A 14,091-nucleotide genomic window follows, 5' to 3' on the forward strand; every position below is an offset into this window, starting at 1 on the left:
GAAGTCTATTATTGGGCCGGCTTGTAGATTTGGTCAAATACGCCGCCGTCGCCGAAGAATTTCGGCTGTGCCGTCTTCCAGCCGCCGAAGTCATCGATGGTGGCGAGTGTCAGCTTCGGGAAGCGGGCGATGTCGGCCGGATCGGCAGCTTCCGGCTTCGTCGGACGGTAGAAGTGCTTGGCGGCGATCTTCTGACCTTCATCCGAATAGAGGTAGTTGAGATAGGCTTCGGCGACCTTGCGCGTGCCCTTCTTGTCAACATTGCCGTCGACCACGGCGACCGGCGGGTCTGCGCGGATGGAGAAGCTCGGCGTCACGATTTCGAACTGGTCAGGACCAAGCTCTTCGAGCGAAAGATAGGCTTCGTTTTCCCAGGCGAGCAGCACGTCGCCGAGGCCGCGCTGGACGAAGGTGGTCGTGGCGCCGCGGGCGCCGGTGTCGAGAACAGGAACGTGCTGCAGCAGTTTCGTCACGTATTCCTGCGCCTTGGCGTCGTCACCGCCATTTGCCTGCTTGGCCCATGCCCAGGCGGCCAGGAAGTTCCAACGTGCGCCCCCCGAAGTCTTGGGGTTCGGCGTGATGACCTGCACGTCATCCTTGATCAGATCGCCCCAGTCCTTGATGCCCTTCGGGTTGCCCTTGCGGACCAGGAAGACGATCGTCGAGGTGTAAGGCGTCGAATTGTTGGGGAACTTGCTCTTCCAGTCGGCCGGGATCTTGCCGGTCTTCTTGGCGATGGCGTCGATATCGCCTTCAAGGGCCAGCGTGACAACATCGGCCTCGAGACCGTCGATGACCGAGCGGGCTTGAGCGCCGGAGCCGCCATGCGAGGCCTGGATCGTCACGCTTTCACCCGTATCCTTCTGCCACTTGGCGGCGAAGGCGGCGTTGAAATCCTTGTACAATTCGCGGGTCGGATCGTAGGAAACGTTAAGAAGCGTCTGATCCGCGAAGGCCGGCGCAATGCTGCCGATCGCGAAGCTGCCCGCCATGACCGCGGCCGCGAGGAGCCGGGTGAGTCGTTGTGTCTGCATGGGAACCCTCCTGTTTCTGGCTTAACTCTATCAAGTCAGTCGTATAATGAAACGAAACATCTTCCGGTTCCGGCAGGTCGGATAGAATGTCATTCCATTTGAGGAGCTATTTTGAAATGGACGTCCCGGAGTTGGCCGCGGCCAATCGCGTGGCCGCCGCCATGCCGCAAAACCGTGTTTTTTTGGCCACAGTTCCTCCACATCGGACCTGAGCGATGCTGATTTCTGCCCGCATTTTGCCGCGGTGGCGTTTGCGGATTCCTATATGGCGGCGGTGCGGTCGTATTTGCCGGCCGCTACGTGGGGGCATCCCTTGAAATGCGCCTCACATTCCAACCTGTTAGGGCCATTCGAAATGAATATCAGAACGATCCTTTTTGCTTCCGTTGCCGCCCTTGCCGCGGCCTCCGGAGCACGCGCAGCCGACGCCATCGTGGCAGCGGAACCCGAGCCCGTGGAATATGTTCGCGTTTGCGACGCCTACGGTACCGGCTATTTTTATATTCCGGGAACGGAAACATGCCTTTCGATCGGCGGCTATATCCGTACCGAAGTGCGCTTCGGTGACAACATTGCCGGCGATTCCGACGTCAACTTCTGGACTCGCGGTCAGGTCACCTTCCAGGCCAAGAACGACACCGAGTACGGCACGCTCACCGGCGTCCTGACGCTGCGTTACAATGCCGACAACGCCTCCGATCAGGAAGCGCTGCTGGACGAGGGCTACATCGATATCGCCGGTTTCCGCGTCGGCAAGCTCTATAGCTGGTGGGACGACGACATGAGCGGCGAGACCGATACGCTCGCCAGCAACGAGACGACCCACAACTCGATCCGTTATCAGTACGAGAATGGCGCTTTCGCCGCCGGTCTCTCGGTCGACGAGTTGGAAGACGACTATGCCACCAAGCCGGGCGAAGGCCCGAACAACTTCGGTGTCGCAGGTCAGGTCTCCTACAAGGCCGGCGCCATCAGCGGCTACCTGCTTGCCGGTTATGACACCGACACCAGCGAAGTCGCGGTTCGTGGTATCGTCTACGCCGATATCGGCCCGGGCACGCTCGGCATCGCCGGCGTCTGGGCAAGCGGCGCCAACTACTACTACGAAGAGTCCGAGTGGACGATCGCAGCAGAATACGCCTTGAAGATCAACGACAAGTGGTCGGTCACCCCGGGCTTCCAATATTTCGAAAACATCGCCCTCGAGGCTGACGGCAACGGTTTCACCGGCGGCAGCGCCTACACCACAGGCGTCACGATCGACTACCGAATCGTCGACGACCTGCGTTCGAAGCTCAGCGTGCAGTATCACGATGAGGACGAAGGCGACGACGAAGTGTTCGGCTTCCTGCGCTTCCAGCGCGACTTCTAAGTTGGTCTGATTGCAGACAAGCGGGCGCGGCCTTCGGGCCGCGCTTTTTTATGCCCGGGAATCAGCGATGAAATCGGAATAGAATTCGTCCGCTGTCCTTGCCTTGCGCATGGCGGCAAGCACGCCATTCGATTGCAGCCGCCGGGCGATGGCCGACAGAACATTCAGATATTCGCCGCGGTTGTTCTCCCCGAAAAGCAGCACCACGGCGATGTCGGCGGGGATATCGTCGATTGCCTCGAAATCCAGCGACCGGGAAAAGCGGAGGAGCAGACCGCGCGGGCTGCTCATGCCGTCGATCGCGGCATGCGGAATGGCAATGCCATTGCCGATCCCGGTGGAGCCGAGCTTCTCACGCGCTTCGAGCGCCTTCAAAATGGCCCGGCTGTCAACGGAAAAGGCCTTGGCTGCCTTGTCCGCTATGATATGCAGCGCGCGCCATTTTGTCGGTGCCGACACGCCGATGAAGGTATGTTCCGGCCGGATGATATTGGGAAGATACATGTCATTCTCGATACTGTTCAGGCGGCGGGTGAGAGAGCAGGTCAGTCCGGTTCCCTGAGCCGATAGCCGACTCCGGTCTCGGTGGTGATATAGTGCGGCTGGTCGGGGCTCTGCTCGATCTTCTGTCTGAGCTGCCTGATATAGACGCGCAGATATTGCACGTCGGCTGCCGGCCCCCATACCTGCTTCAAAAGAAACTGGTGTGTCAGCACCTTGCCCGCATGCTGGGCGAGCACGCGCAGGATGTCGTATTCTTTCGGCGACAGTTTGAGTTCCTCGCCATCGACCTTGACGATGCGCTTGACAAGGTCGATCGACAGCCCGCCGGTCTGGAAGATCGCCTTTTCGCCCTGCTGCTGCAGCCGGTGACGCAGCGCCACGCGGATGCGGGCGCCAAGTTCGTTGATGCCGAAGGGCTTGGTGACGTAATCGTCGGCGCCGCTTTCCAGCGCCTTGACGATGCCGGCCTCGTCGGTGCGGCTGGAGAGGATGACGACGGGTATGGACAGGCCTTCGTCGCGCCACTCCTGCAAGAGGTCATGGCCAGCCGTGTCGGGCAGACCGAGATCGAGCAGGATGAGATCGGGCCTGCCGTCGGCAACCGATTGGCGGGCGATTGCCGCATTCGGCGCCTCCTGCACCTCGTAGCCCTGCGCGGTCAGGCCGACGCGAAGCAGCTTGCGGATTGGAGGCTCGTCGTCGACGACGAGGATCTTGACGGCTGAACCGGTCATCTGAGTTCATCCAGTTTCGGTATGTCGTTGGGTTTCGGCAGGCGGATGGTGAAGACGGCGCCCGGGCGGCCCTTTCGGTTGGCGGCGGTGATCGTGCCGCCCATCGCCTCGACGAAACCGCGGCAGATGGAAAGGCCGAGGCCGGTGCCGGCGCGCACCTGATCGCCCTTGCGCACGCGATAGAAGGTGTCGAAGACGCGGGTAAGGTCGGCGGGTGGAATGCCCGGACCTTCGTCCGAGACCTGCAGGATGACGTTGTCGGCATCGGCCCAGCCTTCGATTTGGATGACCGATCCCTCGGGCGCATATTTGGCGGCATTGTCGAGCAGGTTGAAGATCACCTGCTCGAACAGCACCGGATCGACCCGCACCATCGGCAGGTCGGCGGGAATGTTCATCTCGGTCTTGTGGTGTTCGAGGATCTTCGCGGCGCGGGCCAGCGCCGTGCCGACGATGTCGCCGGCATAGTGCGGCGCAGAATTCGGCTCCATCGCACCGGATTCGATCTTGGTCATGTCGAGCAGGTTGGCGATGAAACGGTTGAGGCGCTCGGATTCGTCGACGACGGTCGAGAGCAGGTCGTTGCGGTCCTCCTCCGGCATGGAGGCGAAATAGTCGCGCAGCGTGCCGGCAGCGCCGAGGATAGCCGCAAGCGGCGTTTTCAGATCATGCGAAATCGAGGTGAGCAGGGCCGAACGCAGCCTGTCGGCTTCGGCCGCGAGCCTTGCCCGGTCGACATCGGCGACGAGCTGAACGCGTTCGATCGCAAGGGCTGCCTGATCAGCCAGCGCATCGAGCAGGCGCTGCTGTTCCGGCGTCAGCAACGGCCCGTCGCGGCGGTCGCTGTCGAGGCCGATGACGCCGACGGCGGTGCGACCGGTTCTCAGCGGCACGTATAGGCGTTTGGCGCCGGGCAGGGTATCGGCGCCGCGGCCGGCGGCGTGATTGTGCTCCCAGGCCCAGCGGGCGGCGGCGATATCGGCCTCGTCGAGCGTGTCGTCAGGGGGATAACCGGCCTTGACGGCGATGCTGCCTTCTTCGGGCAACAGCAGCACGACGCGGACCTTCAGCATCGAGGCAAGCTGAAAGGCGGTCGCCCAGAGCACGTCGTCGAGCGTGCCGGTGCCGGCGAGTTTCTTCGAGAAGAGATAGAGATCCTCGGTCGTGCGTGCCCGCTGCCGGGCTGCGGCGGCCTGGCGCTGCACGGTTGCGGTGAGGTTGCTGGCGATGATGGCGACGCCGAGGAAGAAGAACAGCGCAAGCACGCTTTCCGGATCGCTGATCGTCAGCGTGTAGCGCGGCGGCAGGAAAAAGAAGTTGAAGGACAGCGCGCCGAGAATGCAGCTGTAGAGTGCCGGCCGTAATCCATGCAGGACGGCGGAGGTCAGCACCGCCATCAGGAAGACGAGGGCGAGGTTGCGCACGTCGAGCACCTGGTCGAGCACGATGCTGACCGCGAGCGCGATGGCGACATAGACGGTGGCCAGCAGATAGGCTCTGAAATCGAATTGGGGGGGCGTGGCCGCCGCTCGGACGCCGCGTGCGGTGGTGCCGTCCTTCTCATTGCCTGAAATGACATGGACGCTGATCTCGCCGGTCTTGCGGATCAGTTCGTCGGTGATCGAACGGCTCCACCAGTCGCGCCATGTCGCCGCCTTGGGAGCGCCGATGACGATGTGGGTGACGTTGTTGGCAGTGGCATGGCGGACGAGTTCCTCCGCCACCTCGCGGCCGGGAATGGTGATCGCCTCGCCGCCGAGCTGTTCGGCAAGTCGCAGCGTCGAGGCGATCGTATCGCGCTCGGCTTCGCTGAGGTTGACCGAACGGTTGGTCTCTACATAGACGGCGGCCCAGGGTGCGCGCAGGCGCGAGGCCATGCGGGCGGCGTAGCGCACCAGCGAGGCCGAGCGCGGGTGATGATCGACCGAGACGAGGACGCGTTCGCCCGCCGCCCAGGGGCCGGAGATGGCGTGGGCCTGCATATGGGTCAGCAGCTGGTCGTCGACGCGCTGGGCGGTCTTGCGCAGCGCCAGCTCCCGCAACGCCGTCAGATTGCCCGGTGTGAAGTAATTGGTCAGTGCCCGCTCGGCGGTGCGCGGCATGTAGACCTTGCCGTCATGCAGGCGCTTGATCAGATCGTCCGGGGTCAGATCGATGATCTCGACATCGTCGGCGAGATCGATGATCGAGTCCGGCACCGTCTCGCGCACGCGGATGCGGGTGATCTGCGAGACGACGTCGTTCAGGCTCTCGACATGCTGGATGTTCAGCGTCGTATAGACGTCGATGCCGCGATCGAGCAATTCCTTGACGTCGAGGTAACGCTTCGGATGGCGGCTACCCTCGGCGTTGGTATGTGCGAGTTCGTCGACCAGCACGAGATCCGGCCTGCGGGCGAGGATGCCGTCAAGGTCCATCTCCTCGAGCGCCCGGCCCTTATAGTCGATTTCGACGCGGGGAATGATCTCGAAGCCGGCGAGCAGCGCCTCGGTTTCCTTGCGGCCGTGGGTCTCGACGACGCCAATGACGACATCGAGGCCATCGGCGAGCTTGGCGCGGCCGGAGATCAGCATCTCATAGGTCTTGCCGACGCCGGGGGCGGCGCCCAGAAAGATCTTCAGACGGCCGCGCATCTCCGCCCGGGCTTTTTCAAGAAGCGCATCGGGCGAGGGCCTGCCGACCTGGTCGCGGTTGTCGTCTGGCATGCGTGTGGTCTTTCCAATGCCTGCGACGGAGGACGGGTTCTCCTCGGGATCTCTCTTTAAGTCAGTTCAGCCGACGGCCGGCATCGCTTGAGTTGGCGAAAGGCATTCCGGAGCCGGGCTCTATGCCGCGAATAGTCCCTATGCTCGCCCCACCCTCCGTCATGCTCGGGCTTGAGCCGAGCATCCACACGGCGCCCACCAGTTGGCCGCGACATGGATCCTCGGGTCAAGCCCGAGGATGACGGAGAGTGGGGTTGGCCTTGTCGCCAAACCACAGCATCTAACCTGCCAAACTCACTCAGTCATAGAAGCATCAAGGCTCTGGTTCAACGCCAGAACATTGACGGTAGGTTCTCCCAAAATGCCGAGTTCGCGGTCCTGGACGGCGCCGTCGACCAGCGCCTTGATCTTCGCCTCGTCGATGTTGCGTGCCTGGGCGACGCGCGGCACTTGGAAATAGGCGGCCTCGGGCGAGATATCGGGATCAAGGCCGCTGCCAGACGCGGTGACGAGGTCGGCCGGCACCTCGGCGTTCGGGTTTGCCGCCTTGGCTGTTTCGTAGTCGCCCTTCACGCGGTCGATCAGTTTCTCGCTGGTCGGCCCGAGGTTCGAGCCGCTGGAGGCGGCGGCGTTGTAGCCATCGCCGGCGGCCGAGGGGCGGCCGTGGAAATACTTGTCGCTGGTGAAGGCCTGGCCGATCAGCCTCGAGCCGATCACATGACCGTTCTTCTCGATCAGGCTGCCATTCGCCTGGGTTGGGAAGAGCGCCTGGGCCGCACCCGTCATGGCGATCGGATAAAGCAGGCCCGTGATGGCCGTGGTGGCAACGATCATAACGAGGGCCGGGCGAAGTTCTTTCAACATTGTTCGTACTCCTTGACGAGTTCACGCGGAGACCGATTCCGGTGAGGAACCGGATCTTCCGCTAGGCGAGGCCGAGGGCGGCGACGGCCAAGTCGATCGCCTTGATGCCGACGAAGGGCACGAGGATGCCGCCGAGGCCGTAGATCAGCAGGTTGCGTGACAGAAGCGCTCCGGCGCCGATCGGCCGGTAGCGCACACCCTTCAGCGACAGCGGGATCAGCGCGATGATGATCAGGGCGTTGAAGATGATCGCCGAGAGGATGGCGCTTTGCGGCGTCGACAGTCCCATGATGTTGAGCACACCGAGCTGCGGATAGAAGGTCAGGAACATCGCCGGGATAATGGCGAAATACTTGGCGATGTCGTTGGCGATCGAGAAGGTCGTCAGCGCGCCGCGTGTCATCAGCAGCTGCTTGCCGATCTCGACGATCTCGATCAGCTTTGTCGGGTCCGAGTCGAGATCGACCATGTTGCCGGCCTCTCGGGCGGCGACGGTGCCGGTGTTCATGGCAACGCCGACATCGGCCTGGGCCAGCGCCGGGGCATCGTTGGTGCCGTCGCCGCACATGGCGACGAGCTTGCCCTTGGCCTGTTCCTCGCGCATCAGCGCCAGCTTCATCTCGGGCGTCGCCTGGGCGAGGAAATCGTCGACGCCGGCCTCGGCGGCGATGGCCGCTGCCGTCAGCGGGTTGTCGCCTGTGATCATCACCGTGCGGATGCCCATGCGGCGGAGTTCCGTGAAACGCTCGCGGATGCCGCCCTTGACGATGTCCTTCAGCTGGATGATGCCGAGCAATCTGCCATTGCGGGCGACGGCCAGCGGCGTGCCGCCTGATTTGGCGACCTCGTCTGATATCGACTGCAGCTCGCGGACGACCTCGTTGCCGTTCTTCGAGGGGGCCTCGCCGTTGACATGGGCGAGCACGGTATCGACCGCACCTTTGCGGATCGAGGCGCCTTCGAGATCGACGCCGCTCATGCGGGTCTGGGCGGTGAAAGGCACGAAGCTGGCCTTGAGGCTCGCCATGTCGCGGCCGCGGATCGCATATTTCTCCTTGGCGAGCACGACGATCGAACGGCCTTCCGGCGTTTCGTCGGCAAGCGAGGCGAGCTGGGCGGCATCGGCGAGCTCCTGCTCGGAAACGCCGCGGACGGGGTGGAAGGCCGTCGCCTGGCGGTTGCCGAGGGTGATCGTGCCGGTTTTGTCGAGCAGCAGCGTGTCGACGTCGCCGGCCGCTTCGACGGCGCGGCCGGACATGGCGAGCACGTTGAAGCGGACGAGCCGGTCCATGCCGGCAATGCCGATCGCCGACAAGAGCGCGCCGATCGTCGTCGGGATCAGGGTGACGAAAAGGGCGACGAGCACGATGATCGGGATCGAGCCGCCGGCATAGATGGCAAAGCTCGGGATCGTCGCGGTGGCGAGCACGAAGATCAGGGTCATCCCGGCAAGCAGGATGTTGAGCGCGATCTCGTTCGGCGTCTTCTGGCGTTCGGCGCCTTCAACCAGCGAGATCATCCGGTCGAGGAAGGTGGAGCCCGCCGCCGCGGTGATGCGCACGCGGATCCAGTCGGACAACACCTGCGTGCCGCCGGTCACCGCCGAACGATCGCCACCGGATTCACGGATGACCGGGGCGGATTCACCTGTGATCGCCGCCTCGTTGACGGAGGCGATCCCTTCGATGACTTCGCCGTCCGAAGGGATGATGTCGCCGGCTTCGACCAGCACGATATCGCCGACCTTGAGGCTGGTGCCCGGCACCATGCAGTAGTCGCTGCCGTTGTTGGCGGTCAGCAGCTTGGCCTGGGTTTCGGTGCGCGCCTTGCGCAGCGAATCCGCCTGCGCCTTGCCGCGGCCTTCGGCGACGGCCTCGGCGAAATTGGCAAAGAGCACGGTGAACCAGAGCCAGAGATTGATCTGGAACGAGAAGCCGAGATTGCCGTTGCCCGCCACGAGGTCGCGCAGGAAGAGGACGGTGGTCAGCACCGAAACCGTGGCCACGACAAACATGACCGGATTTCTGGCAAGGGCGCGCGGGTCGAGCTTCGTGAAGGCGGCGCCGGCGGCGGGAACGAGGATGCGAGAATCGATGATGCTCGCGGATTTTGCCTGGCTCATAAAAGACTCCAGCTTTGAAACGAGGACGGCGAAGGAACCCTGGGATGCGGGTTATGGCATCGCCTCAGAAGGTTTGCCCGGCGATCGCGACCAAGTGCTCGACGACTGGGCCGAGGGCCAAAGCCGGGAAGAAGGTCAGGCCGCCGACGATCAGGATCGTGCCGATCAGCAGGCCGACAAAGAGCGGACCGTCGGTCGGGAAGGTGCCTGCCGAGGCTGGAACCGTCTTCTTGGCGATCAGCGAGCCGGCAATGGCGAGCGCCGGGATGATGACCAGGAAGCGGCCGGCCAGCATGCCGATGCCGAGCGTCACGTTGTACCAGGGCGTATTGCCCGTCAGGCCGCCGAAGGCCGAGCCGTTATTGGCCGCAGCCGAGGTATAGGCATAGAGGATCTCGGAGAAACCGTGCGGGCCGGCCGTGCCGACGGAGGCGACGGCGATCGGCAGAACCGAGGCGATTGCGGTGAAGACCAGCATGGCGAGCGGCAGGCAGAGGATGGCGAGAACGGCCATCTTCATTTCCTTCGCCTCGATCTTCTTGCCGAGGTATTCCGGCGTGCGGCCGACCATCAGGCCGGCGACGAAGACGGCGACGATGATGAAGAGCAGGATGCCGTAGAAACCGGCGCCGACACCGCCGACGATGATTTCGCCGAGCTGCATGTTGATCAGCGGAATGAGGCCGCCGAGTGCGGTGAAGCTGCCATGCATCGCGTTGACCGCGCCGCAGGAGGCGGCGGTGGTGATGACGGCGAAGAGCGAGGACAAGGCGACGCCGAACCGGACTTCCTTGCCCTCCATATTGCCGCCGACGAGGCCAAAGGCATGCATCAGCGGATTGCCGGCCGCTTCCGCCCAATAGGTGACGCCGACGCCGGCGATGAACAGCACGCCCATCGCGGCCAGAATCGCCCAGCCCTGGCGCTGGTTGCCGACCATGCGGCCGAAGACGTTGGTGAGACCCGCACCGATCGCGAAGATCGAAACCATCTGGATCAGGTTGGAGATCGCATCGGGATTTTCGAACGGATGGGCGGAATTGGCATTGAAGAAGCCGCCGCCATTGGTGCCGAGCATCTTGATCGCGAGCTGCGAGGCGACGGGGCCGACCGCAATCGTCTGCTGCGCGCCTTCGAGCGTCGTCGCATTGACATAGGGTCCGAGTGTCTGGGGCACGCCGAGATAGACATAGACGAGCGTCAGCACGATGCAGGTGGGCAGCAGGATATAAAGCGTGCCGCGGATCATATCGACCCAGAAATTGCCGATCGCCTTGCCGGACGCCCGTGCGAAGGCCCGGATGAAAGCGACCGCGATCGCCATGCCGGTCGCAGCGGACAGATAGTTCTGCACCGTGAAGCCGGCCATCTGGGCCAGATACGACATGGTACTTTCACCGCCGTAATTCTGCCAGTTCGTATTTGTGGTAAAGCTGACGGCGGTGTTGAAGGAAAGTTCCGGCGGGACGGCAGCCATGCCAGCCGGATTGTAGGGCAGAACGCCTTGCAGGCGCATCAGCGCGTAGAGCAAGAGGACGCCGAGCAAGTTGAACAGCAGCATTGCAAAGGCATAGGAGGTCCAATGCTGCTCCTCGCGTTCGCTGGTGCCGGCAACGCGGTAAAGCCCCCGTTCGATCGGAACGAGGACGGGTGACAGGAATGTGCGCTCGCCGTTGTAGACTCGGGTCATGTAACCGCCGAGCGGTTTGACGAGCGCGAGGACGATCCCGCAATAGAGCAGGATCTGAAGCCATCCGTTGAGGGTCATGGGGCTAAAACTTTCAATACCCGGCTGGTTCCCGGTCGCGCAGGCGCGGCCCCGGAAGCGTCGGTTTTTCAGAAGCGTTCTGGGCGTAAGAGAGCGTAGGTGAGGTAAACGGTGAGAAACACGGTTACGGCGCCGCTCAGGATATAATCGAGGGTCATCGTCGTTTCTCCTTAGAGGCTGTCGCAGGCTCCGACATAGGCAAAGCACAGCGCGAAAAATAAGATCGCGGTGCCGAGCAGAATGATATCCATCATAATCGTGACTCCTGCTGTTCTTGTTGGAGTCAGACAAGACAAAGGGCGGCCGTTGGAGACTGCCTTTCATACTTTCTGGCGTGGAGATGATCCTTGAATCTCTCGGGCACCAATATGGATCCGGAGCGCATAAAGGTTCGAGACGGCCGAAACGGCATCAATATAAAAATCTTATAAATGCTTTCAGGCGGCTGCAGCGGAAACGAGAGCAGGGCGCGATCTTGAAATTCAAGGATCGACCCGGAACTGGTAATGGCCTTCGGCGCTGCGGCCGTCCATCGAGAGGACGCGCCAGTCGAGGGTATAGAGGCCGGGCGCCATGGAGGGATCAAGCGGGATCTTGAAAATGGATCCTTCGGGACCGGAGAGGAACGGCTTGCCCAGGGGAAGCGTCCTGCCTTGGGCATCGAGCAAGGTGGCGGTCGAGCGGGCCAGATCGACGGGACCGCTGAAGGTAAGCTCGACATTGGCCGGCACGAGCTCTTCTTCCTGCTGCTGCGAGGGCAGAGACGCTTGTTCCAGCGCCGCGGCCGCCTGGTTGGCGGCGAAGAGCAGCGATGCGAACAGGCAGAATGACACGACCGACTTCATGATGGCCTTCCTATATTGCCGTTCCAATGGCGCCGGGAGCCGTCATGCTTCCGCCGCGCCATGCGGGCTGCATGCTAGTAACGCTGTCGGGGGCGATTTCGATCCCGCGTCCGTAGAATGACGCGCATTGGCAGCCCTGGGTTGTCCCTCTGAAGGGCGGCGTTCCAATCGGCCACCAATCTGCGCCAGAATTTTCGGAGCCGTCTGAAGATCCTCGAGGAAAGCCAGTTTCCGCCGACATTGTCGTTATCATGCTTCATCTCTTTTGCCGCCTCCCACTGTGTCATGGCTGATGATGAAGTAACTGTACTCTCCGGTGCTCTCTTCCGGAATCATACGGAGGTTTATCAGCGGTTATCTTTCGGGCTACGCATATGAGCATTTCGTCACGTGATGAGCAAAAGCTTACGTTGGCGGTTGAATTGAAGCGCCTTGAGGTCTTATAGTCGGCTCAACGGCACCCTCTGAATCGCCGGGCCATAGGGAAGGAAACCGAGAATGACCAAAGTCCGTGCGCTGGTGCTGGAGCGCCAGCATGAGCTTGCGTTGCGCGACATCGATCTGCCGCTGGAGACAGGGCCGGGGCAGGTGAAGATCAAGATTCATACCGTCGGCGTCTGCGGTTCAGACGTTCATTATTACACCCACGGCAAGATCGGCCCCTTCGTCGTCAACGCGCCGATGGTGCTCGGCCATGAGGCGGCCGGCACGGTGGTCGAGGTGGGGGCCGGTGTCACACATCTGCAAGTCGGCGACCGTGTCTGCATGGAGCCGGGCATCCCCGATCCGAACTCCAAGGCGAGCCGGCTCGGCATGTACAATATCGATCCTGCCGTCAGCTTCTGGGCGACGCCGCCGATCCATGGCGTGCTGACGCCCGAAGTGGTGCATCCGGCCAATTATACTTTCAAACTGCCCGACAATGTCAGCTTCGCCGAAGGCGCCATGGTCGAGCCCTTCGCGGTTGGCATGCAGGCGGCAGCCAAGGCGACGATCGCGCCCGGCGATACCGCTATCGTTCTCGGCGCCGGGCCGATCGGCACGATGGTCGCGATCGCCGCCCTTGCCGGCGGCTGCGCCCGCGCGATCGTCGCCGATCTCGCCCAGCCGAAGCTCGACATCGCCGCGCAATATCAGGGCGTCGTCCCGGTCAATATCCGCGAGAAGAACCTGATCGAAGAGGTCGGCCGGCTGACCGAAGGCTGGGGTGCGGATGTTGTCTTCGAATGCTCCGGGTCACCCAAGGCCTGGGAGACGATCATGGCGCTGCCGCGCCCGGGCGGTGTCGTCGTCGCCGTCGGCCTGCCGGTCAATCCGGTCGGCTTCGACGTCTCGACGGCCACCACCAAGGAGATCCGCATCGAAACGGTGTTCCGCTATGCCCACCAGTATGAGCGTTCGATCGCACTCTTGGCATCAGGCCGCGTCGATCTGAAGCCACTGATATCGGAGACGTTCAAGTTCGAAGATTCGATCAAGGCCTTCGATCGCGCGGTCGAAGCGCGGCCGAGCGACGTGAAGCTGCAGATCGTTATGGAATAGGCGCCGCAGCGCTCTTACGGATGGCTGCCGCTTGATTTCATCCTGCGAAAGAGTAGAGCCGCCACTGCCACGACAGCGGCGGCTGCGATGGCGATCAGCAGGTGCCGGTGAAGGGGCAGGCGGCCGAGTGTCTGCTGGATGCCGTGGCCGAACAGATAGCCGAGCGCTGTGAAAAGCTGCCCCCACACTAACGCGGCTACCGCATTCAGGACGATGAATTTGCCGGTCGAGATCCGGGTCGTGCCGATGACGATCGGGCTGATGGTGCGCAATCCGACGAGAAAACGGAACGCCAGGATGAAGCCGGTCTGATATTTCTCCAGAAGCCCGGTTGCGCGAGCGAGCGCGGGTCTTTCCATCAGCCGGCGCACGACGCTCCATTGCGCGGCATAACGGCCGGCGAAGAACCAGAGTTGGTCACCGGCGAAAGAGCCCGCGGTGGCCGCCAGCGACGCCGACCAATAGGTGAGCAGTTCGCGATGGGCAATCACGCCGCCGAGGAAGGCGGCCGTCTCGCCTTCGAAGGCTGCACCCAGGAAAATCGCCAGCAGGCCGTAGTTTTCGATCAGCGCTTCGATAGGCATGCGCGCCTCCAGCTCTT

Annotated in this window: 12 protein-coding genes; 2 read left to right on the forward strand and 10 right to left on the reverse strand. The window is 62.7% G+C overall.

Annotated elements, in window-relative coordinates; all coding sequences use genetic code 11:
• Positions 1-8 precede the first annotated feature (8 nt).
• Complete coding sequence (locus NL154_RS26775) at positions 9-1,034, reverse strand: sulfate ABC transporter substrate-binding protein (RefSeq protein WP_210632284.1); 1,026 nt, start codon at positions 1,032-1,034, stop codon at positions 9-11.
• A 355-nt stretch (positions 1,035-1,389) separates the two neighbouring features.
• Between NL154_RS26775 and NL154_RS26780 the strand changes: the two genes are divergently transcribed.
• Positions 1,390-2,406: a porin gene (locus NL154_RS26780; RefSeq protein ID WP_210632285.1), complete on the forward strand. Its 1,017-nt coding sequence runs from the start codon at positions 1,390-1,392 to the stop codon at positions 2,404-2,406.
• 48 nt (positions 2,407-2,454) lie between these two features.
• Here NL154_RS26780 and NL154_RS26785 read toward each other — a convergent pair whose 3' ends face one another.
• The 8 genes from NL154_RS26785 to NL154_RS26820 all read right to left on the reverse strand — a co-directional run bounded on the left by NL154_RS26785 (position 2,455) and on the right by NL154_RS26820 (position 11,948).
• Positions 2,455-2,910 carry a PTS sugar transporter subunit IIA gene (locus tag NL154_RS26785; protein WP_434734383.1) on the reverse strand — a complete coding sequence of 152 codons (456 nt, stop codon included), beginning with the start codon at positions 2,908-2,910 and terminating at the stop codon, positions 2,455-2,457.
• A 41-nt stretch (positions 2,911-2,951) separates the two neighbouring features.
• Positions 2,952-3,644 (reverse strand): response regulator transcription factor, encoded by a 693-nt coding sequence (locus NL154_RS26790; RefSeq protein WP_210632287.1) that lies wholly within the window; start codon positions 3,642-3,644, stop codon positions 2,952-2,954.
• The gene (locus tag NL154_RS26795) at positions 3,641-6,349 is read right to left on the reverse strand and encodes a DUF4118 domain-containing protein (RefSeq protein WP_434734384.1); all 2,709 of its coding nucleotides are present in this window, start codon (positions 6,347-6,349) and stop codon (positions 3,641-3,643) included. The genes NL154_RS26790 and NL154_RS26795 overlap by 4 nt, the downstream gene beginning before the upstream one ends.
• A gap of 294 nt (positions 6,350-6,643) precedes the next feature.
• Positions 6,644-7,213: a potassium-transporting ATPase subunit KdpC gene (kdpC, locus tag NL154_RS26800; protein WP_221145030.1), complete on the reverse strand. Its 570-nt coding sequence runs from the start codon at positions 7,211-7,213 to the stop codon at positions 6,644-6,646.
• A 61-nt stretch (positions 7,214-7,274) separates the two neighbouring features.
• The gene (gene kdpB, locus NL154_RS26805) at positions 7,275-9,335 is read right to left on the reverse strand and encodes a potassium-transporting ATPase subunit KdpB (protein WP_221145032.1); all 2,061 of its coding nucleotides are present in this window, start codon (positions 9,333-9,335) and stop codon (positions 7,275-7,277) included.
• A 64-nt stretch (positions 9,336-9,399) separates the two neighbouring features.
• Positions 9,400-11,103 (reverse strand): potassium-transporting ATPase subunit KdpA, encoded by a 1,704-nt coding sequence (kdpA, locus tag NL154_RS26810; protein ID WP_434734385.1) that lies wholly within the window; start codon positions 11,101-11,103, stop codon positions 9,400-9,402.
• Between the two features lie 68 nt (positions 11,104-11,171).
• Positions 11,172-11,261 carry a K(+)-transporting ATPase subunit F gene (locus NL154_RS26815; protein WP_003594574.1) on the reverse strand — a complete coding sequence of 30 codons (90 nt, stop codon included), beginning with the start codon at positions 11,259-11,261 and terminating at the stop codon, positions 11,172-11,174.
• Between the two features lie 324 nt (positions 11,262-11,585).
• Positions 11,586-11,948: a copper resistance CopC family protein gene (locus tag NL154_RS26820; RefSeq protein ID WP_210632292.1), complete on the reverse strand. Its 363-nt coding sequence runs from the start codon at positions 11,946-11,948 to the stop codon at positions 11,586-11,588.
• Between the two features lie 498 nt (positions 11,949-12,446).
• Here NL154_RS26820 and NL154_RS26825 point away from each other — a divergent pair, with 498 nt between their 5' ends.
• On the forward strand, positions 12,447-13,490 hold the full coding sequence (locus tag NL154_RS26825) for an NAD(P)-dependent alcohol dehydrogenase (protein ID WP_210632293.1): 1,044 nt from the start codon (positions 12,447-12,449) through the stop codon (positions 13,488-13,490).
• A 14-nt stretch (positions 13,491-13,504) separates the two neighbouring features.
• Here NL154_RS26825 and NL154_RS26830 read toward each other — a convergent pair whose 3' ends face one another.
• Positions 13,505-14,074, reverse strand: a complete 570-nt coding sequence (locus tag NL154_RS26830; protein WP_221102528.1) for a DedA family protein — start codon at positions 14,072-14,074, stop codon at positions 13,505-13,507.
• Positions 14,075-14,091: the final 17 nt, after the last annotated feature.

Origin of the sequence: Rhizobium sp. YTUHZ044, from assembly GCF_051123975.1 — a bacterium.
In the GTDB taxonomy this organism is placed as follows: Bacteria; Pseudomonadota; Alphaproteobacteria; order Rhizobiales; family Rhizobiaceae; genus Rhizobium.

Excerpts from the sequence above, each read along its gene's own strand:
- NL154_RS26780 (WP_210632285.1), top strand. The coding sequence starts at position 1,390 with ATGAATATCAGAACGATCCTTTTTGCTTCCGTTGCCGCCCTTGCCGCG.
- NL154_RS26785 (WP_434734383.1), bottom strand. The coding sequence starts at position 2,910 with ATGTATCTTCCCAATATCATCCGGCCGGAACATACCTTCATCGGCGTG.
- NL154_RS26830 (WP_221102528.1), bottom strand. The coding sequence starts at position 14,074 with ATGCCTATCGAAGCGCTGATCGAAAACTACGGCCTGCTGGCGATTTTC.
- kdpB (WP_221145032.1), bottom strand. The coding sequence starts at position 9,335 with ATGAGCCAGGCAAAATCCGCGAGCATCATCGATTCTCGCATCCTCGTT.
- NL154_RS26815 (WP_003594574.1), bottom strand. The coding sequence starts at position 11,261 with ATGACCCTCGATTATATCCTGAGCGGCGCCGTAACCGTGTTTCTCACC.
- kdpA (WP_434734385.1), bottom strand. The coding sequence starts at position 11,103 with ATGACCCTCAACGGATGGCTTCAGATCCTGCTCTATTGCGGGATCGTC.
- NL154_RS26795 (WP_434734384.1), bottom strand. The coding sequence starts at position 6,349 with ATGCCAGACGACAACCGCGACCAGGTCGGCAGGCCCTCGCCCGATGCG.
- NL154_RS26775 (WP_210632284.1), bottom strand. The coding sequence starts at position 1,034 with ATGCAGACACAACGACTCACCCGGCTCCTCGCGGCCGCGGTCATGGCG.
- NL154_RS26825 (WP_210632293.1), top strand. The coding sequence starts at position 12,447 with ATGACCAAAGTCCGTGCGCTGGTGCTGGAGCGCCAGCATGAGCTTGCG.
- NL154_RS26790 (WP_210632287.1), bottom strand. The coding sequence starts at position 3,644 with ATGACCGGTTCAGCCGTCAAGATCCTCGTCGTCGACGACGAGCCTCCA.
- NL154_RS26820 (WP_210632292.1), bottom strand. The coding sequence starts at position 11,948 with ATGAAGTCGGTCGTGTCATTCTGCCTGTTCGCATCGCTGCTCTTCGCC.
- kdpC (WP_221145030.1), bottom strand. The coding sequence starts at position 7,213 with ATGTTGAAAGAACTTCGCCCGGCCCTCGTTATGATCGTTGCCACCACG.